General features: G+C 61.8%; 15 protein-coding genes. 5 read left to right on the top strand and 10 right to left on the bottom strand.

Annotated elements, in window-relative coordinates; genetic code table 11:
- Positions 1-32: 32 nt before the first annotated feature.
- Entirely contained in the window at positions 33-317 is a 285-nt protein-coding gene (locus C2H86_RS23335) for a hypothetical protein (protein WP_159410041.1), read from the bottom strand.
- 1009 nt (positions 318-1326) lie between these two features.
- Here C2H86_RS23335 and C2H86_RS23330 point away from each other — a divergent pair.
- The 4 genes from C2H86_RS23330 to leuS all read left to right on the top strand — a co-directional run bounded on the left by C2H86_RS23330 (position 1327) and on the right by leuS (position 6785).
- Complete coding sequence (locus C2H86_RS23330; protein ID WP_159410040.1) at positions 1327-2565, top strand: aminotransferase class I/II-fold pyridoxal phosphate-dependent enzyme; 1239 nt, start codon at positions 1327-1329, stop codon at positions 2563-2565.
- On the top strand, positions 2558-3172 hold the full coding sequence (locus C2H86_RS23325) for an aldolase/citrate lyase family protein (protein WP_205524559.1): 615 nt from the start codon (positions 2558-2560) through the stop codon (positions 3170-3172). The genes C2H86_RS23330 and C2H86_RS23325 overlap by 8 nt, the downstream gene beginning before the upstream one ends.
- Positions 3173-3231: 59 nt before the next feature.
- Complete coding sequence (locus C2H86_RS23320; protein ID WP_159410039.1) at positions 3232-4080, top strand: ornithine cyclodeaminase family protein; 849 nt, start codon at positions 3232-3234, stop codon at positions 4078-4080.
- 110 nt (positions 4081-4190) lie between these two features.
- A complete protein-coding gene (gene leuS, locus C2H86_RS23315) occupies positions 4191-6785 on the top strand; it encodes a leucine--tRNA ligase (RefSeq protein ID WP_159410038.1) in 2595 nt (864 codons plus the stop codon).
- A 65-nt stretch (positions 6786-6850) separates the two neighbouring features.
- Here leuS and hemB read toward each other — a convergent pair whose 3' ends face one another.
- From hemB to C2H86_RS23280, 7 genes are all read right to left on the bottom strand, one after another.
- Complete coding sequence (gene hemB, locus C2H86_RS23310; protein ID WP_159410037.1) at positions 6851-7825, bottom strand: porphobilinogen synthase; 975 nt, start codon at positions 7823-7825, stop codon at positions 6851-6853.
- A gap of 146 nt (positions 7826-7971) precedes the next feature.
- A complete protein-coding gene (locus C2H86_RS23305; protein ID WP_159410036.1) occupies positions 7972-8805 on the bottom strand; it encodes a substrate-binding periplasmic protein in 834 nt (277 codons plus the stop codon).
- 49 nt (positions 8806-8854) lie between these two features.
- Positions 8855-9523, bottom strand: a complete 669-nt coding sequence (locus tag C2H86_RS23300) for an amino acid ABC transporter permease (protein WP_159410035.1) — start codon at positions 9521-9523, stop codon at positions 8855-8857.
- Positions 9520-10161, bottom strand: coding sequence for an amino acid ABC transporter permease (locus tag C2H86_RS23295; protein WP_159410034.1), 642 nt, complete (start codon positions 10159-10161; stop codon positions 9520-9522). The genes C2H86_RS23300 and C2H86_RS23295 overlap by 4 nt, the downstream gene beginning before the upstream one ends.
- Positions 10161-10952, bottom strand: coding sequence for an amino acid ABC transporter ATP-binding protein (locus C2H86_RS23290; protein ID WP_159412984.1), 792 nt, complete (start codon positions 10950-10952; stop codon positions 10161-10163). The genes C2H86_RS23295 and C2H86_RS23290 overlap by 1 nt, the downstream gene beginning before the upstream one ends.
- A 24-nt stretch (positions 10953-10976) precedes the next feature.
- Positions 10977-12269: a M24 family metallopeptidase gene (locus C2H86_RS23285; protein WP_159410033.1), complete on the bottom strand. Its 1293-nt coding sequence runs from the start codon at positions 12267-12269 to the stop codon at positions 10977-10979.
- Between the two features lie 104 nt (positions 12270-12373).
- Positions 12374-14410, bottom strand: coding sequence for an NADH:flavin oxidoreductase (locus C2H86_RS23280; RefSeq protein ID WP_159410032.1), 2037 nt, complete (start codon positions 14408-14410; stop codon positions 12374-12376).
- Between the two features lie 126 nt (positions 14411-14536).
- Between C2H86_RS23280 and C2H86_RS23275 the strand changes: the two genes are divergently transcribed.
- Positions 14537-15178 carry a TetR/AcrR family transcriptional regulator gene (locus tag C2H86_RS23275; RefSeq protein ID WP_159410031.1) on the top strand — a complete coding sequence of 214 codons (642 nt, stop codon included), beginning with the start codon at positions 14537-14539 and terminating at the stop codon, positions 15176-15178.
- A gap of 6 nt (positions 15179-15184) precedes the next feature.
- On the opposite strand, the gene C2H86_RS23270 is transcribed toward C2H86_RS23275, so the two are convergent.
- Positions 15185-20542 (bottom strand): S8 family serine peptidase, encoded by a 5358-nt coding sequence (locus C2H86_RS23270; protein WP_430738563.1) that lies wholly within the window; start codon positions 20540-20542, stop codon positions 15185-15187.
- Positions 20543-20557: 15 nt separating this feature from the next.
- Entirely contained in the window at positions 20558-20689 is a 132-nt protein-coding gene (locus C2H86_RS28570; RefSeq protein WP_275898213.1) for a hypothetical protein, read from the bottom strand.
- Positions 20690-20699: the final 10 nt, after the last annotated feature.

The following is a 20699-nucleotide window of genomic DNA, read 5'->3' as shown; positions in this document are numbered from 1 at the left end:
ACTCGCAGCGGCCTTTTTGTGCCACACCAGCATCAGTGCAAGCCAGCATCAACGAAGACCTCCGCCCGCCCCTGTTCTACCCGCCAAGCCAGATGATTAGCCGCGATATAGCCAGATGTCATGGCCGGCCCAATGATCGACCCTGGGCCGGGGTAGGTCTTGCCCATCAGCGCCTTGCCCAGCGTCAAGCGGCGGTCCCGCGCGGTACGTCGGCGCCAGCGCAGGTCGGCGAGGTAGCCGAGGCCCAGGCGCGCCGTCAGCCAGACCCAGCCAGGCTCCTTGGTGACGATGGTGTGTGCCTTCTGCGTACTACACATGGGACGCAGTAGCGCACGCCGCATCTGTCACCAGATAGAACAGGCACTGATGCCGAATCGCGAGAGAATCTGAAGAGAATATGTAGCGGGATTAAACAGCTGGGTAGAGCTCTTAGCCGGCGTGGACGCCCATGCAGCAACGGGGCTGGCAGCCTCACAGTGCCCCACCCCCGCCAATTCTACCAATTTGAAGGCTTGACGTTCATTCGCATCCCGGATGCAGGAGTGAGTGAAGCATGCCCAGCTAGCGGCTTGCTGCGGCCTTAGACATCCCGAGCGGCTATCCATTCAGATCTGGCGTCCTATGCCGGGTGTGTCGATCCTCGCCTACGCACCCTTGTCCAGCGCCCCCATGCATCAGCAAGAAGGGTAAAGCTCACACAATAAGAGTGGTCCAAGCTTATAGATTTTCTACCGGATCTCGTCCACGTTATCGACGGAAAGCGCCAGGCGATCATCCATTACCGACAGCATCCCTCGCAGTGCATGCCAATAAATCAACAGACACCTATATGGTTGCACAAACTAACTGGCCTCTATTTTTGACGCCATGACGATATCCGGAACCGCAGCAACCAATTAGACTAAAATTTACTCCTACACGCTTTAGCGACTTTTCCTACAAATTAATCAGACATCATTAAATACGCACCGACGAACTCTCTCTACGAAGCAAATATTGGCTCTCACCGCGCTCAAATGAGACGCACCAAAGCCTCAAGACCGCCACTCAAGCGGCAGGATTAGATATTCGATCAATAATCACTCCCGGCATTACTATGGAAAGCTCATCGTTCCTTTCTGAAAGAAACGCTTGACATGAAAGTTAGGTCTTGGCCATATTCTGTCTCACTGACCAACCGAGCAATCATCTCTCTTGACAATGACCAACACTTGAAAAAAACAGGTCAGCAATCTCCGCAATGAGTCCCTATAGATGAGTTGCAACAGTCAGCGCACATGCAAAGACAACTTTTATCAATGCTTAACCCAAGCAAATGGAAGGCTTATGTCTGACTTGAAGAATCAATATATAAATACTGCTAGGACGGTCGAAATTGGGAATCCCTCCTGGCAACTCGCGCAGAACTCCGGGTTGACCGACTTGAGCGTCCGACATGTAGAACGCAGCCGCATGGCCGATCAGAACGGACATACCTTCATGAATATGTGCTCCTGCTCTTACCTCGGGCTGGAAATCGACCCACGTCTTGCCAGACGCGCGGCGGACTATGTGTTGCAAAGCAGAACCGTCAATTTGCCGACCTCCCGCATCCGGATCCGCCTTAAAGAGCTGGATGAACTGGAGCAGGCCATGTCTGCACACTTCAAGTGCAGCGCCTTCACCGCAACCTCATGCAGCGCGGGGATTGTTGCATCGCTGCCTTTGCTGGCAGGCGGTATTTTTACGGATGGGCAACGCCCGTTCATGATCTTCGACAAACATGCACATTTTGCCTTGAACCAGGTCAAGGCGGTCTGTGGGGATGAGACCCATGTGGTTACATGCAACCACAATGATGTCGACTTCATCGAAGACATGTGCAAACGCCACCCTTTGGTCGCCTATGTCGCCGACGGGGCCTACAGCATGGGCGGCAGCGCACCGATCGAGCGCCTACTGCAACTGCAGGACAAGTACGGGCTATTCCTGTACTTCGACGACTCGCACTCACTGAGCGCATATGGCGAACGGGGCGAGGGTTATATCCGCACCTTCATGCCGGAAATCAACACACGGACGATGCTGGTGTACTCCCAGGCCAAGGCTTTCGGGGCCAATGGTGGTGGAATCTTCATGTCTGAACGAGCAGATTACCAGCAGGTCTTCCGCCGCTTCGGTGGACCGATGTCCTACTCACAGTATGTCAATCCAGCCACCATCGGTGCCTCGATGGCTTCGCTGGACATTCACCAGTCTCCCGAACTTGGCAAACTGCAGAAAAAGCTAAACACAAATATCCAACTGTTCGACAGTCTGTTCCCTACCCAGCATGCGGGCTCTGGCTTGCCGATTCGCGTTGTCCCGTTGGACAACCCCGACTTGGCGGTCAGCGTTTCTGAGGGTGTGTTCAAACGCGGTTACTACACCTCCGCCGTGTTCTTCCCGATTGTCGCCAGGAACAAGTCAGGGCTGCGCGTAATGATGCGTGCCGATATGTCCCATGCGGACATCCATGGTTTCTGTGCGGCCGTACGCGCCGAGGTCGAGCGGGCCCGTCAGGGTTTGCCGGTTGCCCATGGTTGAGCGCATGACGATGGGCCAGCCTGTTCCGAGAAGCCTGCTTTACTGTTCCGCGCTGCACCCCGAGCAGTACGCAAAGAGTACCTCGACGGATGTCATGGTGATTGATCTGGAGGACGGCGTACCCCAGGGGCAAAAAGCCCACGCGCGCGCCTGTGTCGAGCAGTTTTATCGCTCGCGGGTGGTGCAGCGAACGGCTCTGCGCATCAACCCGCTGCGCGATAACGAAGGGTTACTCGACCTCTTGCTCATTCAATCGCTGGAATATCGACCTGAATTTATCGTGATGGCCATGACCGAAGCGGCTGCCGAGATCGATGTGGTCCGGGCCAACCTGTGCCGAGACGGTGCAAGTCCGAAGATTCTGGTCACGGTCGAGACGTCAGCCTGCCTGCGCGATATCTACGAAATCGCCGACACAGCCGATGGCCTTATCTTCGGCTCGGAAGGGGTTCTTGGTGGTGCCCTGCCGGCAGCAGCCAGCGCCCACCCACTCAATCGCATCTGCGAAGCAGAGGAGGTAGCCAGTGCAGTTTACTGGCTGTCCTCCCAGGAGGCTTCGTTCGTGACTGGCATCGCGATGCCGGTGGATGGCGGAACTCAAGCCTGAGCTTCGCCGTAGGCCCCCTACCCACTTCGCACCAGGATCAATGAAGGGAGGAAGAAGGCATGCTGCTTCTCAATCGCCAAGACATCGAACAGTGTGTCGAACTGCCGAGGCTTGTTCGCGTGTTGGAAGATGCGCATCGAAATTTTATATCTTCGCCTCCGGTGGTTCCCGATCGGCTGATGATCACCCACCAACGCGAAAACGCATTTTCCCTGTTCATGCCAGCGCTTTTGCCAGAGCAATCCACCTTGGGAATCAAGGTATCGTCGTTTCACGCCGGCAACGGCGTGCGGGGTTTGCCGGCAGTAAACGGCGCCGTCTTGTTGATCGAACCAGAAACCGGACGGCTGCTGGCAATGCTGGACAGCGCGGTCCTGACAGCGATACGCACCAGCGCGATGAGCGCATTGGCCACCAACAAGCTGTGCCCGCTGCGGCGCCTCAACCTTGCCGTGATCGGTGCCGGGGTCCAGGCCGCCGCACATGTGAGGGCCATGGCTGCCGTCCGCGAACTTGGGAGGGTGCGGATTTATTCGCGGCGGGCGGAGCAGAGCGCTGCGCTGGCCGAACGATTATCCATCGAGCTCTGCTTGCCAATCCATGCGGTCGACAGCCTGCATTTGGCGCTGGCCGACGCAGACATCGTCTGTACCACCACCTCCCACGCCAGCCCAACGCCACTGATCACTTCGGACATGCTCAAGCCGCTCGCGCATATCAACGCGGTGGGTGGCAGCACGCCCGCCGCATGCGAGATCGACCCGTGGTTACTGGCCGAGGCCCAGGTGCATGTCGATCATCTCGACTCGGCCCGCCATGAATCTTCTGTCTGGCCCCGTGGCTGGCTGGCAGGAGGTAGCAAGGAGCACCAAGGCTGCTCTAATCCGACTTCATCGAGATCAGCCTAAGCAACTAGCACCGGTAGCAGATGAGCTCAACAGCCCGATTGAAATCCAACAATAACGAAAGAGTCGAGTGGTTGATTGCCACTCAGCGTCAGTAACATCGAGGAGCGTCTATGCGACAGCAATATGATCCAGTCTGGGTTGAGAGCACGGTTCAAGCCAAATGGCTTCGCGATGAAGTCTTCAAGGCTGTCGAAGACGAAAGTCGGCCAAAATACTACGCCTGCTCCATGCTGCCCTACCCGTCAGGGAAGTTGCACATGGGCCATGTGCGCAACTACACGATCAATGACATGCTGGCCCGCCACTTAAGGATGAAGGGCTACAACGTCCTGATGCCGATGGGCTGGGACGCATTCGGCCTGCCAGCAGAAAATGCCGCTATGCAGTCGGGTGTGCCTCCGGCCAAATGGACACGGATGAACATCGCCGACATGAAATCGCAGATGCAACCGCTCGGCCTGGCGTTCGACTGGTCAAGGGAAATCGCCACCTGCGATCCGCAATATTACAAGTGGAACCAGTGGTTCTTCCTGAAACTGCTGGAAAAGGGCGTGGCCTACAAGAAAACCCAGGTCGTCAACTGGGACCCTGTCGACCAGACCGTGCTGGCCAATGAGCAAGTGGTGGATGGGCGGGGTTGGCGATCCGGGGCACTGGTGGAAAAACGCGAGATTCCGGGCTACTACCTGCGTACCACGCAGTATGGCGAAGAGCTGCTGTCGGCCATCGATACCCTGGACGGCTGGCCAGATATGGTTCGCAGCATGCAGCGCAACTGGATTGGCAAGACCAGTGGCGTGCGCGTAGCCTTCCTCCACGGGGTCGAAGATGCCAGCGGGCAGTTGATCGACGCGGGCAAGCTGTGGGTGTTCACCACGCGCGTCGATACGCTGATGGGTGTGACGTTTTGCGCTGTGTCCCCTGATCATCCCCTGGCAAAGCGAGCAATCGAGCTCGAAGCCGGTCTTGAATCACAGGTGCAGGTGTGCCGGCAGTCGGCACATCCCAGCCCTGCTGTCGGCGCACAGCCGAAAGTTGGCATTCCGAGCGGCTTGCATGTCGAGCATCCATTGACCGGGGAACCGGTCGCCGTCTGGATCACCAATTATGTACTCGGTGAGTATGGCGAAGGCGCCTTGATGGGGGTACCGGCCCACGATGAACGTGATTTCGACTTTGCCCGCCAGTACGGTTTGCCCGTGCGCGCAGTCATCGCATTCGAAGGGGCGCCCCATGACCCTGCCGCCTGGTCGGATCTTTACGCCAGCCGGGAAGGCCGCCTGATCAACTCTGGCGAATACGATGGCCTCACGGTGGAACAGGCGTCGGTAGCGATCTTCGATGCCCTGGCCGAGCGCCAATGCGGCGAGCAAGCCACCACCTGGCGCTTGCGAGACTGGGGCATCTCCCGGCAGCGCTACTGGGGAACACCGATTCCAATCATCCATTGCGAACACTGTGGCGATGTACCGGTGCCTTATGCGGACCTGCCGGTAGTATTGCCGACAGACTGCATTCCCGACGGCAGTGGCAATCCGTTGCAGCAGCATGATGCGTTCCGCCACGTCACATGTCCGCGATGTGCCGCCCCCGCGCTTCGGGAAACGGACACCATGGATACCTTCGTCGACTCAAGCTGGTACTTCATGCGCTACTGCGACCCGGACTGCCACACCTCGATGGTCGGGCCTGGCAATCGCTACTGGATGCCCATCGACCAATACATCGGCGGTATCGAACATGCGGTGCTGCACCTGCTCTATGCCAGGTTCTGGACCAAGGCGATGCGCGACGAAGGATTGGTGGACTTCGATGAGCCGTTCAAGAACCTGTTCACCCAAGGCATGCTGCTGCGGGAGAGTTACTATCGGAAGGCCGAAGATGGCAGCCGCCGTTGGTTCTACCCCTCCGAAGTATCGGTTAACTACGATAAGAAGGGCCGCCCGGTCAGCGCCACGGCGATCGAGGATGGTTTGCCCGTTAGCCTGGGCGGGGTGGAGAAGATGTCCAAGTCGAAGAACAACGTGGTCGAGCCCAAGGACATTATCAACCGGTTTGGCGCGGACACTGCCCGCCTGTTCACCATCTTCGCAGGGCCTCCCGACCAGAGCACGATCTGGAGCGACAGCGGAGTCGAAGGAGCTTATCGCTTCCTGCGCCGTCTCTGGAACGTTGCCGTTGACGAGAGAACTCGCTGGGATGAAGGTGGCGACGTCGCGACGGATGCCACGCAAGCCAGCCGCGTGCGTTTCGAGACCCATGGCTTGCTGCAGCAGATCAATAACGATTACGAGCGGCTGCAGTACAACACCGTCGTCTCGGGCGCAATGAAGATGCTCAAGGTGCTCGAAGGCGCCCGCGACGCTGGCCGCCAGGCCTGCCGGGAAACCCTGTCTATTCTCCTGCAGGTACTGCACCCGGTGACGCCACATATCACCCAACTACTCTGGGAAACGCTGGCATTCCCTGGCGCGATCCATGACAGTGCCTGGCCGACCCCGGACAGCGAAGCCCTGAAACAAGATGAAGTGAAGATGATGGTGCAGGTCAACGGCAAGCTGCGCGGGGAGATTTTCGTCCAAGCCGACGCCGACCATGACACGATCCGGGGCCAAGCGCTCTGCGACAAGGCATTGAGCAAGTATCTGCAAGGCGCGGTAAGAATGATCGTGGTACCAAACCGACTGGTGAACTTCATCGTCTGACCTTGGGCCGCCCACTTAAAACCATAAAGCCGGCATTCTTTGAAAATGCCGGCTTTTTCGTTGGGTCAGACCCCTTCGCGGGCCAGGTCCATGGCGAAGTAGGTCAGGATCAGGTCGGCACCGGCACGTTTGATTGCGCCGATGCTTTCACGCACCACCCGGCCTTCGTCGATGGCACCGGCCAGGCCGCCGAACTTGATCATTGCGTACTCGCCACTCACCTGGTACGCCGCCAGCGGCAGGCGCGAGGCGGCGCGGATGTCGGCGATCACGTCGAGGTAGGCACCGGCCGGCTTGACCATCAGCACATCGGCCCCTTCCTGCTCGTCGAGCAGCGACTCGCGCACCGCTTCGCGGCGGTTCATCGGGTTCATCTGGTAGCTCTTGCGGTCGCCCTTGAGCGCGGTACCGCCTGCTTCACGGAACGGGCCATACAGCGACGAGGCGAACTTGGTGGAGTAAGCCATGATCGCGGTGTCGTGGAAGCCGGCGCCGTCCAGGGCGCTGCGGATGGCCTGCACCTGGCCGTCCATCGCTGCCGACGGGGCGATGAAGTCGGCACCAGCAGCGGCGGCGATGACCGCCTGCTTGCCCAGGTTGGCCAGGGTGGCGTCGTTGTCCACGCCGTGGTCGTGCAGCACGCCGCAGTGGCCGTGGCTGGTGTATTCGCAGAAGCAGGTGTCGGACATCACGACCATTTCCGGCACGGTGTCCTTGCAGATCCGCGACATGCGCGCGACCAGGCCGTTCTCGTTCCAGGTGTCGCTGCCGGTGGCGTCCAGGTTGTGCGATACGCCGAAGGTCATCACCGACTTGATGCCGGCGCGGGCATAGCGCTCGATTTCCTGGGCCAGCAGTTTTTCCGGAATGCGGTTGACACCCGGCATGCTGGTGATCGGCACGAAGTCATCGATGCCTTCCTCGACGAAGATCGGCAGGATCAGGTCTTCCAGACGGAATTCGGTTTCCTGGAAGATCGTGCGCAGGGATTCGTTCTGGCGCAGGCGGCGAGGACGAACGGAAGGGAAACGGTTGGACATGACAGCTCCAGGGCATTTTTTAACGGCGTATACCTTATGCCTGTCGGGCGCCAGTGAAAAGGCCAGATGACGAGATTATGTCTTGCATCAAAAGTATTAAGCTTTTTCCTGTGCTGGCCCCGCGAAAGGGCCAGCACAGGAGAGACTCAATCCACCAGCCGCGGCGCCCCCACTTCAGCCGCCTGTCGATCCAGCCCATGGGCCTCGAGGATCCGCGCAATCTCGCCACTGCCATGCAACGCCTGGATGTTGGCATCGAGCGCCTTGCCCAGTTCGGCATTGCTCCGCATGTACGGAATTGCCGTCTGCCCCGGCTGCTCGGTGGCCTTCACCCGCGGGTCGGGCGCCGACACCTTGATGCTCGCGCCTTGATAGGCCCCCTTCTGCTGCGACGCTATTGCCACCGCATGGCTGTCGATACCCGCCTCGATGCGCCCGGACGCCAGGTCCTGGGCCATGGCCACCGGGTTGGGGTACAGCACCAGGTTATCGCCCAACACCTTCTTCAGGTCATTGACCCACAGGTAACCCTGCACGGTGCCGACCCGCTTGCCTTCCAGTTCGCCGACCGTGACATAGCCGGGCTTGGAGATGATGCCCATCACATCCAGGTACAGCGGTGCCGACAGGCCCAGCACCTTGCCGCGCTCGACGGTGCGGTACCAGTCGCCGATCACCACGTCGGCACGGCGGGTGACCACCGACTGGATCGCCGCCGCCGGGTCAAGCACGCTGGCCTTGATGGTCAGGCATTCGCGGGCGGCGATCTGCCTGATGATCTCGCCGTCCACGCCGCCCAGCTCCTGGTTTGGCCCAGGGATCGAGTATGGCGGGAACACCCAGGCCGCGACCGTCAGGACGCCGGGGGTCAAGGTAGTAAAGCTGTGGCCTGGCTTGCATTCGGCCAGGGCCTGGGCACTGCCGGCCACGGCGACACAGAAGGCCAGGCAACGGGTAATACGCTTGAATGGTTTCATCACGGGTACCTTTGCAATGTAAGGGGCAGGCAATGTAAGGGGCAGGCAGGGTTCAGGGTGTTGCGTGCTGGCCGGGCGCCAGTCTTCTTTCCAGGGCGGCGACGCCCAGGCTTGCCGGGGCGCAGACCGCTGCATACATCAGCCCGGCCAGCACCAGTACCGGCATGTACTGGAAGGTCGAAGAGCCGATGGCCGAGGCGCGGCTGACGATTTCGGGCAAGGCGATGGTGAAACACAGCGACGAGGCCTGGAACATCATGATCGAGAAGCCCAGCAGCGACGGCAGCGCCACCCGCAGTGCCTGGGGCAGGATCACATAGCGCAGCGCATCGACCCGGTCCAGGCCGATCACCTCGGCCGCTTCATGCTGACCCCGGGCCACCGCCTCCAGGCCACCCCGGATGATCTCGCTGGTATAGGCCGCCGTGCAGTAGGCCAGCGCCAGCACGGCCGCCCAGAACGAGCTCAGGGTCAGGTTCACCGACGGCAGGCCGAAGTAGAAGTACTGCAACAGGATCAAGGCCGGCGCACCGCGCCCCAGCTCCACGATCACCAACGCCGGGTAGCGCACCGCCCTGCCCTTCGCGCTCACGCCCAGGGCCAGCAGCAGGCCGAGGCACACGCCGAGTAACAGGCTGATGGCGGTCACCTGCAATGACAGCACGAAGCCCTTCCACAGCTCCGGGAACCACTCGGCCCATTGGCTCAGGATCTCGTTCATTGGCTGATCCTCCGTTGCAAGCTCGCCGACACCCAGCGCGAGGCCAGCGCCACCGGCACGCTGAGCACCAGGTACACCAACGCGGCAGCGCTATACACACCCAACCCCTGGAAGGTCTGCTGCGACACCTGGTACGCCTGGAAGCTGATGTCTGCCACCCCCAGGGTCGACGCCACCGCCGAATCCTTGAGCAGGCCGATGGCATAGGTGGCCGCCGTCGGGATGGAGATGCGTGTCAGTTGCGGCAACACCACATCGAAGAAGCGTTGCGGTGGCGACAGGTTGAGCACATGGGCCGCCTCGTACTGGCCATCGGGGATCGCCGCAAAGGCGCCGCGGTACACCTCGGCCATCTGTGCGGCGGTGATCAGGCCCAGGCCGACCACCGCCGCGACGAACGGCGACAGGGTGAGATAACCACCGCCAATGCCGAAGAAGATGAAGAACAGCCAGACGATCGGCGGGATCGAGCGCAAGGTCAGCACAATGGCCGCACCGAGCGCCGCCAACCCCCGTGAGCGGGCCATGCGCAGCGCACACAGCGGAAAGCCCAGCACCACCCCGGTGGCGAACGCACACAGGGTCACCCCCAGCGTCCACGGCACGCCCGTGAGCAACATCGAGAGAATGTCGTTCATCAGCGGTCCCTCACGGCCTGGAGAAACTTCACCACCCGCTCATGCTGTGGCTGGCGCATCACCCGGGCACTGGGGCCCTGTTCGAGGATACGCCCGTCAGCCATCACCACCACCCGGTCGGACACCGTCTCGGCAAAGTGCATCTCGTGGGTGACGACGATCATCGACATGCCCTCGGCAGCCAGCTCCTTCATGACCGCCAGCACTTCCAGCCCCAGCTCCGGGTCCAGCGCCGAGGTCGGCTCGTCGAACAGCATCAACTCAGGCTCCAGCGCCAGTGCCCGAGCGATGGCGATACGTTGCTGCTGGCCACCGGAGCACCTCGCCGGGTAGTGCCCGGCCTTGTCGACCAGGCCCACCCGCTCCAGCAACTGCAGCGAGCGCGCATCGGCCTCGCGCTGGCTGCGACCGAGGGTGCGCACCTGCGCCAGGCTGACGTTGCGCAGCACGGTCATGTGCGGGAACAGGTTGAACGACTGGAACACCATGCCGATGCGCCGGCGCAGCTTCAGCAGGTCGGCGCGTGCCAGTGGCGTGGCCGCGTCGATGTCCAGCTCGTCGAGGCGGATGCGCCCGCGGGTCGGCGGCTCCAGCTGGTTGATGCAGCGCAGCAAGGTGCTCTTGCCCGAGCCGCTGGGGCCGATGATGGCCACCACCTCGCCCTTGCGCATCTCGAAATTGACGTCGTGCAGCACCTCATAGGGGCCGAACTGCTTGTGGATCGACTCCAGGCGCAGGAACGCAGGTTTGGGCTCAGGCACGGCTGGAACCTGGCGCAGCGGAACGCTCATCGGGTTCATGGGCAGGCCCTCCGCTCAAGACCGCTGGTCATCGACCAGGGGCGTGCTCGACAGCTTGAGCGCGCCCTGGGCGGTGATCAGCACCTGTTCTTCCAGCTTCACGCCTTCACGCCCGCCGCGTTCGCCGATGTAGCTTTCCACCGAGACCACCATGTTTTCCTGGAACAGGCCGTCATAGCCCCACTCGGCGAAGTCCACGGCGTAGGCCACGCTGGGGTATTCGTCGACCAGGCCGACGCCGTGCAACATCATCATGTAGCGGTTGTGCTCGAACTGGCGCGGCACCGGCCAGCAGCGCTCGGCGAACTCGCGGAACGACAGGCCCGGGCGCAGCAGCCCGACGTTATGGCTGATCTGCTGGCTGGCGATGTCGAGCAGTTCGCGCTGGGCCGCCGTCACCGGCTTGCCGGGGCAGACGAAGCTGCGCGAGATGTCCGACAGGTAGCCACCGGGGCCGACCATGTCGGTGTCGAAGCAGACCATCTCGCCGGCCTCGATGACTTTGTCGGTAGCGTCCTGGAACCATGGATTGGTGCGCGGGCCGGAGCTGAGCAGGCGGCTTTCGGCCCACTCGCCACCTTGAGCGACGTTGGTGCCATGGAGGATGCTCCACAGCTGGTTTTCGGTAATGCCCGGCTGCAGGCTGGCGCGCATGCGGGCGATGGCCAGGTCGCAGACCGCCATCGACACCCGGTGACTGGCGACCTCTTCAACCGACTTGATCAACCGCGCCTGCTCCATCAGCGGTTGCGCATCGAACAGCTCGATGCCCTTGGCCTTGAGCTTCTCGGCACCCCATGGATCGCAGCGGTCCACGGCCAGGCGACGGTTGCCACCGCTGTGGCGGACCATCAGCTCGGCCACTTCAGCCGCCCACAACGCGGCTTTTTCGTCGACCCGCGGGCCGGCCAGGAAGTACAGCCATGGCAGCGCCGGGCGGATCTCGTCGATGGTCTCGACGTGCTCGCTGTTGTGCCGGCTGCTGGTGAACTCGAACAGCACCAGCGGGCCCTCGGTGGGCACGAACACATAGCGGCTGGGCGAATGCATGACCCACAGGCCGAGGTTGTTGGTGTCGGTGGCGTAGCGGATGTTGATCGGGTCGGCGAGCAGGATGCCGCCGTAGTCATGGGCGCGCAGCTGCTGGCGGATGCGCTCCAGGCGATAGCGGCGCAGGGCCTTGCGGTCGATCGCGGCCTGGGCAGCGAGCAGCTCGCTGTCCACCGGGGCCAGGGCGTGGCCGGTTACGCTGACGTCGTCACGAAACTGCAGGGATGGCGCGGGGCTCGGTCGGGTACCGATGTGCATGGTTACACTCTCCACTGGATATCGTTGTCGTTGTTGGAGCCAGGGCAGTAACAAGGAAGCGCGAAACGGGTGCTGCTGTTCTTATGGTTTTTGTGGCGCGTGGCTCAGAGGTCTTTGACCAGGCGCAGGGCGTCGTAGATGGCGGCATGGGTGTTGCGCGAGGCCACCGCGTCACCGATGCGGAACAGCTGGAAGCGGCCGTCGTCACGCCGCGCCACAGCCTGTGGGCGGCCGGCGATCAGATCCATGTACTCCACCGCGCCTTCGTTGCTCGACAGCGGGCACAGCTGGAAGTACAGGTCGTCCAGCGGCCGCGTGCCGTGGTTGACCACCACCTGGTCGACCAGCCGGGTCTGGCGCAGCTCGCTGTAGTCGGTGCCGATGGTTGCCAGCAGGCCGTCGGCGGTTCTGCTCACCGCTTTCAGGCGCCAGGTCACGGTGAAAGTGGTGTCCAGCTGCTGCAAGGCGCGCATGTAGGGCACCAGGTTCATGCCCATGACCTCGGGCGAGAAGGTGCGGTCGGGGGTCATGATCTCGGTGCGCGCACCGCTCTGGGCGATGAACTCGGCGGCCTGCAACGCGGCGTGGTCGCCGGCATCGTCGTACACCAGCACATTGCGCCCGGGTTTGACGTCGCCCGAGATGATGTCCCAGCTCGACACCACCAGCTCATTGCCCTGCTCCAGCACCTCGGTGTGCGGCAGGCCGCCGGTGGCGACGATGACCACGTCGGGGGCTTCGTCGAGGAGGATCTGGCTGTCGGCCCAGACGTTGTAGTGGAAGGTCACGCCCAGGCGTTCGCACTGGGCCAGACGCCAGTCGATGATGCTGATCATCTCCTTGCGCCGCTCCGACTGCGCAGTCAGGCGGATCTGCCCGCCAGCCTTGTCGGCCACCTCGTACACCACCACTTCATGGCCCCGTTCGCCCGCCACCCGCGCAGCCTCCAGGCCTGCCGGGCCAGCCCCGACGATGACGATCTTGCGCTTGCGCCCGGCCTTGGGAATCTGGTGCGGCATGGTGGTCTCGCGGCCGGTGGCGGCGTTGTGGATGCAATAGGCGGAACCGCCGTGGTAGATGCGATCGAGGCAATAGTTGGCGCCGACACAGGGGCGGATGTCGTCTTCGCGGCCTTCGATGATCTTGCGCACGATGTGCGGGTCGGTCATGTGCGCGCGAGTCATGCCAACCATGTCCACCTTGCCGCTGGCAATGGCATGGCGGGCAGTGGCCACATCCGGGATCTTCGCCGCGTGGAAGGTCGGGAAGCCGGTCAGCGAACGGATCTCGCCGGCGAAGTCCAGGTGCGGCGCGTTGCGCATGCCCTGGATCGGGATGATGTCGGTCAGGCCGGCGTCGGTGGCGATGTTGCCGCGGATCACGTTGAGGAAGTCGATCATGCCGCTGTTCTTCAGCAGCTGGGAGATCTGCAGGCCCTCCGCTTTCGTCAGCCCGCCGGCCAGCACTTCATCGCCGGTATAGCGAATGCCGACGATGAACTGATCGCCGACCCGTTTTCGAATGGCCGTGAGCACCTCGAAGGTGAAGCGCAGGCGGTTTTCCAGCGAGCCACCGTAGACGTTCTGCAGTTCGTTGGTCAGCGGCGACCAGAACTGGTCCATCAGGTGGCCGTAGGCCTGCAGCTCGATGCCATCGAGCCCGGCGGCCTGCATGCGTTCGGCGGCATCGGCGTAATCCTTGACGATGCGCTCGATGTCCCAGATTTCCAGGCGCTTGGGGAAAGCCCGGTGCGCCGGCTCCTGGTTGTGCGACGGTGACACCACCGGCAGCCAGTCGCCCTTGTCCCAGCGGGTGCGGCGGCCCAAGTGGGTGAGCTGGATCATCACCGCCGCACCGTGCTCGTGGCACTCGTCGGTGAGGTCCTTCATCCAGCCTACCACTTCGTCCTTGTAGGCCAGCACGTTGTTGAACACCGGCGGGCTGTCGCGGGAAATGGCAGCGGAACCGGCCGTCATGGTCATGGCCACGCCGGCCTTGGCGCGCTCGACGTGGTAGGCGCGGTACAGCTGCTTGGGCATGCCGTCTTCGGGGTAGGCGGGTTCGTGGGAGGTGGTGATGATGCGGTTGCGCAAGGTGAGGTGCTTGAGTTGGTACGGCTGAAGCAACGGGTCATTTGACATGATTGTTCTCGCGTTCAGGGCATCAGGCAAAATCGACATTAGACCCCATGTACACCAGTGTCAATAAATTCGACAGTGGTGTACATTGAGCTTGTCAGGCCCCCATGGATACGGAACAATGCGCCTATGAACATGACCTCGAACCACCCGGAAATCGCCACCCGCGGCTCGATCGAGAGCTGGCTCAACGCGGCCTTCGAAACCCTCAAGGAGTCGGGGGTGGATGCCGTGCGCGTGCTGCCGCTGGCCAAGAAACTCAACCTCGCCCGCACCAGCTTCTACTGGTACTTCGAAGACCGCGAAGCCTTGCTCGCGGCGCTGATCGAGCAGTGGAAGAACAAGAACACGCGCAACCTGGTGAGCCAGTCACAGGCCTACGCGGCGTCCATCACCGAGGCGATCCTCAACGTGTTCGACTGTTGGCTGAACAGCGAGCTGTTCGATTCGCAGTGCGAATTCGCCATGCGCAGCTGGGCGCTGCAGTCGGAGCAGGTAGCCGAGGAAATAAAGCAGGCCGACAACCTGCGCATGGCGGCGCTGAAGGCGATGTTCGACCGCTTCGGCTTCAGCGAAGACGCCGCCGCCACCCGCGCCCGCTCGATCTACCTGGCGCAGATCGGCTACATCAGCATGAAGACCGTCGAGCCGCTGGAATACCGCATGCGCTTCATACCGGAGTACCTGCGCATCTTTACTGGTGAAGAGCCGGCGACACATGAGCTGGAGCGGTTCTACCAGCGCAATGACTTTGTGCCGCCCGGCGCTTGAGCTGGATCATGCTGCGACGGCAATTGTCGATTCCCAGCGCGGCGTGGGCGCCTCGGCAAGCAGCTTTGTACTGGCTGCCTCCGGGGCGAATGCCGCCATCGCATCCACCAAGTTGGCAAGGTTGGGTGCCTCCAGGGGTGCCATGCCGGGCAAGGTCGCCGCTGCTGGTGGGGCAAAGATGAAATCGTCAACCGTTACCTGGGCCAGTTCCAGCGCATCCAGATACAGCAGCTGCACCGTGCTGTCCTGCCCCGCCACGGTCACACCGTGTATCTGGGCAAAACCATTCAACTGGAACCGCTCGTCCTTGGTGAGCTGCAAGTCTTCGTAGCGGCTGATGCCGGTCTGGCTCAGGTCGATCTTGTCGATACCGTGCCGGAAGCCACGCACCGTGTTCTTGTAGTTGGTCACACCGTCCTGTTTTTCCACCACGAAGACACTGGGCGCGACACTTGCCGGGCCATAGATCGTGCCTGTCAACGACGCGACAAGTTGCCCCGAGGCATCCGATGTCAGTGACACCCCTCCAGAACCGCCACTGAGCAGCACGGTACCGCTGGATGGCTCCTGCACTTGCCCTTCAGGGCTGCCGTCGAAATATCCCGGCGCAGTAATCAGCGTGTCCAGAAAACGGAAGTTGCTCGGCTGCAGGTCGGCGACAGTCTGTTGTGCAAAGCGCAGAGTCTGCCCATTACCCAGACCAACCACGGCAGTCTCGCCATCCTGGCTCAATTGCAAATCGGTAAAGGCCTTGTTGCCAAAACCAATCAGATCGACGACCTCTCGGGAGCGCTCGAACTGTTCGAGCTCATCACGGCCCTCCGCACGCTTGTGAATGACATAGCGATCCGTTCCGCCGCCGCCTTTGAGCAGGTTGTAACCACGTCCGCCATCGAGCCATGCACCGTCCGCCCCAGCGATGAGAGTGTCGTCACCGTCACCACCGATCAGGTTATGCACCGCGCCAGGTGCGAGGGTGAGTGCGGTCCCGCCAATGCTGGCTATGCCACTGACCAGATCGACCGAAATACTCCGGCTCAGCGCCGCGGCATTGAGGGTATTGCGCCCGCCTGCAGTGCCATTGACTGCATCGTCTAGCACGGCACGCGCTGCGTTCTGGGCAACGGCATCGGCGTAGTCATTGGTGTAGTAATAGACATCATTGGCATTGCTAGGGCTGCCCACGACGCGCAGTGCCCAGCGATCAAGCGTCAGTGGCAGCCCGTTGCCGGCATTGCTGACTTCCAGCCGCCACTCGCCGACCGAGCGTTCACCGCGCTGATGGGTCGACATGAAGCCGTACTTGAACTCGCCCGAGCGTGGATTGCCCTGATCATCGTCAGCCGAACCCGGTGCCTTGCCGGCGCGGTCCAGCAGTACACTGCGTGTCCCGCCAGGCGATATCAGCGTGAGGGTCATGTCACCGAGGCGGCCAACCTGGGAGTGAAAATCGACTTCGACATGCTCCACCAGCACCCCGGCCGGCATGCTCAAGGCAAATGTGCTGACTTGCCCCGGCGCAATCACCTGTGCAAGCGCTTCGCTAGCGGCCGTCAACTGCTGCTCGTTGGCCTTGCTCGCCTGGCCGGCCCACGACTCGGCCAGGCGCACGGCAGCACGAGCGTCGACCATGCCGAAGCCGTAGTCATGGCTGGCGCGCATGCCACCGCCATTCCAGTTGGACCCGGCGTTGTCGCGCCAGACCGTAGCCGGGTCTTCGACCTTGCGTGCGGACAACGCCAGAATCTGCTGCACATCGCGGTAACCAAGCCCGGGGTTGGCCTGCAGCATCAACGCCACCACACCGGAGACGATCGGCGCGGCGAAGCTGGTGCCCTGGGTCGTGCCATAGGCACTGCCAACCTTGGCACCACGCTCGGCCTCCAGGTTGATGCCGCTGGACAGCACATGGCTACCGGGCGCCGCCACCAGCAGGCTCGAACCGGGGTTGGAAAACGGCGCACTGGCCACCTGCAGTACCGAGAGGTCGGCCTTGGCATTGACGGCCGCCACTTCGATGGCGTGACGGCTGTTGTTGATCAGCGACCCTTGCGCACTACCGCCTTGTTCGCGCTGGTTGCCACCCGAGGTGACGATGACGGTACCCAGCCCGCCGCGCCCGTTGGTGGCCGCCAGCGTTGCGCTGAAGGCCAGGGCCAGGGCAGTGTCGACCCTGCCTTCGGGCACGTTGCCGATGGCGAAATCGGTCTTGAAGCCCCAACTGTGGTTGGCGATGTCGTAATTGACCATCTGCCCCAGGTTGGTCAGGTCATCGCCTTTGTTGGCCAGGTAGTGCCCACCGAGTTTCGCATCGTAGGCAACACCGATGCCGCCTTGATCATTGCGCGCACCGACCATGACCCCCGCCACTTGCGTCGCATGATGGGAAGCCAGGGCCGGAAGCGTGCCATTGCTGCGTTGGGTCTGTAGCCAGATGGGGTCGATGTTGGCTTGCAGGTCCGGGTGCTGGATGTCGAAGATCTCCGGCGCAACGGCAAATTCACCCCCGGGCTCGAACTGGCCGATCCTCACGCCCTTGCCCGAGAAGTCACGCCAGACCGGCTGAACATCGATCTCATTGAGGTACCACTGACGCGATGCCAAAGGATCGACAGGTGACTGCTCGTGACGCAAGGTCACCGTGGCGCGCAAGGAGGCCGATGCGCCGCTGGCGACCTCTGTCACGCCCACCGATGGGTTGCCGGCAGCATCGACGAGGTCGTAGCGGAAGGTCACATCCGCGTCATGGCCGGGCATCGGCGTGACTTCGACATCACCCTGATCATTGAGCCGAACGGTCGCGCCCTTGCCGTCGCCGACCGAGGCAATCCGCAGCGGGCCAGTGCTATTGAGTGGCTGGTCATTGGCCAGCAACACCGAGGCAGGAATGACCAGGGCGGTTGGCGTGGTGGTGAATGTAGCCATCTGTTCCGGGGCAAGCGTATCGCCAATCGGCAGTGCGCCGGGGCCCTGCAGGTCGACCGCCGCGATATCGGCGAAACTGATTTTCTGAACATTGCTCAGGGTAAGGCTGCCATCGCGCTCAGCCTGCCGATCGCTTACTTGATAGCCCGTCGCCGTGCGGGTAATCAGGTACTCATCATGGTTGCCATGCAGGGTGACCAGATTGATCCCGCCTGCGCCGTCAATGGTGGCATTGCCGCGCCCGGCCTCGATGACGTCGTCCGCCGCACCGCCCGTAATCTGGTCTGCACCGCCGCCGGCATGGATGATGCTGCCAGCGGCCGAAGCCTGAATGCGGTCGCCATTGGGGCCGGCATAGATGACTGCCTTGCCCGTGCCGCCGATGATGGTGTTGCGGCCCGTGCCGCCAACCAGCACATCGTTACCGCCGCCACCGATCAGCAGGCTGTCACCCGATCCGCCCTTGATGAAAACACCACGCTGCCCGCCACTGACGATGACGTCCTTGCCACGCCCGCCCTGCGCGATGGTCAGCCCGGCTTCGGCCATGTTCAGGCCAACACCGTGCTCACCGACGATCAGAGCAGTGTCACGCCCGCCATTGCCATGGATGTTCGCCGCCTGGTCACTGGCGCTGATCACCAGCACATCATCACCGGCGCCGCCCACATACGTGTTGCTGCCACCGCCGCCAACCAGCCAGCTGCCACCTGTCGCGGCCTTGAGCACATCGTCACCCGCCCCGCCCTGCACGGTATCCACACCCAACACGGCGGCATCCAGCTCGGCGCCCTGCGGGCTGTTGCTGACATAGGATCGGCGCGTGGTCGCTCCGCTGATGGAGGTCAGCACGGTGGCGCCGTCTTGCTGCTCGACAAGGTTGCCGACGGTGTCGGCGAGGTACTTCACCGCCAGCACTTCTCGCTCCACGCCATTGGCCACAAACGCGCCGCGGGAGATGACTTCATTGCCCTGGCGAACCTCGTTCAGCGGCTGGACCTGACGCAGGTCGATCTGCGTGATGCCATGTTCCGGCAGCGCCCTGAGTTCACCGGCATCGGCACGGCCGTCGTGGTTGGCATCGACCCAAAGCTTCAGCTGTGCCCACGCCGCATCGTCGGCGGTAATCAAGCCATCGGCATTGGCATCGACACTGGCCAGTGCGGCGAAACCATCCTTGAACGGCGCCTCGCCTGGGGCGCCATTGCTGCCCGGCTGGCCGCCGAAGTATTCAGAGAACAGCTGGCGGATGCTGACGACCTGGCCACTGCCATCGTCGTGCACCAGCATCCCGGTCTGCCGATCGGCCCAGCCCGTGCGCCGCAGCTGGCCGCTGTTGTCGACATCGAACAGCACCGCGTCCTCGATGCCAGTCAGCCCTGCGCCTTGGCCGCTGAGGTCGAACAGCAGCGGGTCGACGAAGGTATTGACCGTGGTCATTGCGGCCAGGCCGTTCAGCACGGCGGCGTTGCGCAGGCTGAAGTCGGGCTGGTCAGTGGCGTCCTGATAGAACTGGGCCAGGTGCTGGTTGGGGCGGACGTTGGGGTCCAGCTGCAGCTCGCCGGGGCGAATGCCGCCCGTGGCCAGGCTGCCCAGTTGGGCGGAGGTGAAGTCTGTGTTGTTCAGGGTGTTGTCGGTGAAGGCGATGCTGTGGGTCAGTCGGCGGTTGACGTAGCCGGCGGAGACATCGTTGCGGATGTCGTCCTGGCCTTGCAGGTCGCGGCGGGATTCTGAGGTTGGGGTAATTTCGATCTGGATGGGTTGGGAAGGTGCGGGCTCATCTGATCGAACAAGGTCGGAAATCAAGCCATAGATACCATTTGCTGTGACGGCACCTACGCCCAGCACAACCGCCCCTAGTCCTCCAGGTGAATCGATCCTCGCTTTCCAAGATGCTGCTCTTGCACGCAAATCCTCAGGCGCCATCGCTGCAGAAAATGCAACGCTCGCATCAGTTCGAACCGCTAACAAGAGTTCCCAGCCAGGACTACCTGCTGCGTCCAGAACACCTTCCCAGTAGGCCTGCCGATTGTCGGGATGAAGCAGATCAAAAATGGTATTCAGCGTCCAAGCATCTTTTGATCGCCCCAAGTCTTTGAAAACATCAGAGTGAAAATCCCAGACTTCCAAATGATTGACTTCAACACCGATAGTTCCTGCTTTGACCTTTTCACTCAGCAAATCCAGATAGGCCTCGGCCATTTTGAATCGCACGTGCTCGACATCCTCCTCCTGCATAGGACGGCCGGCTCCCTGCTCCGTGCGCTTCATGAAGTCGATCGCCGCAATACCTGCTATTGAGTTCCCCTTTGCCACGCCATTCGCGAGGGTAGCATAACGATCACCTTTGCTTTCCAAATAATCATACATTGCGCCCACTCCCTGAGACTCGAAGAGTTCACGTGCACGCCTTACATCCTCCTGAAGCAAACCAGACATATATCACCTCATATCTTATTGATGAAAATCACAAACATCTGCAGCAAAGCCAACACCTGCCATCGGGAGAAAAATCAAGATCAAAAACAAAACCCTCAGCACGTTCCACACCACGATCAACGCATACATACCCAAGGACTTTTTCACGCAGCCTCCT

Source organism: Pseudomonas putida (assembly GCF_009883635.2).
Classification (GTDB): Bacteria; Pseudomonadota; Gammaproteobacteria; order Pseudomonadales; family Pseudomonadaceae; genus Aquipseudomonas; species Aquipseudomonas putida_W.
This window is presented reverse-complemented; position numbering and strand designations above follow the sequence as displayed.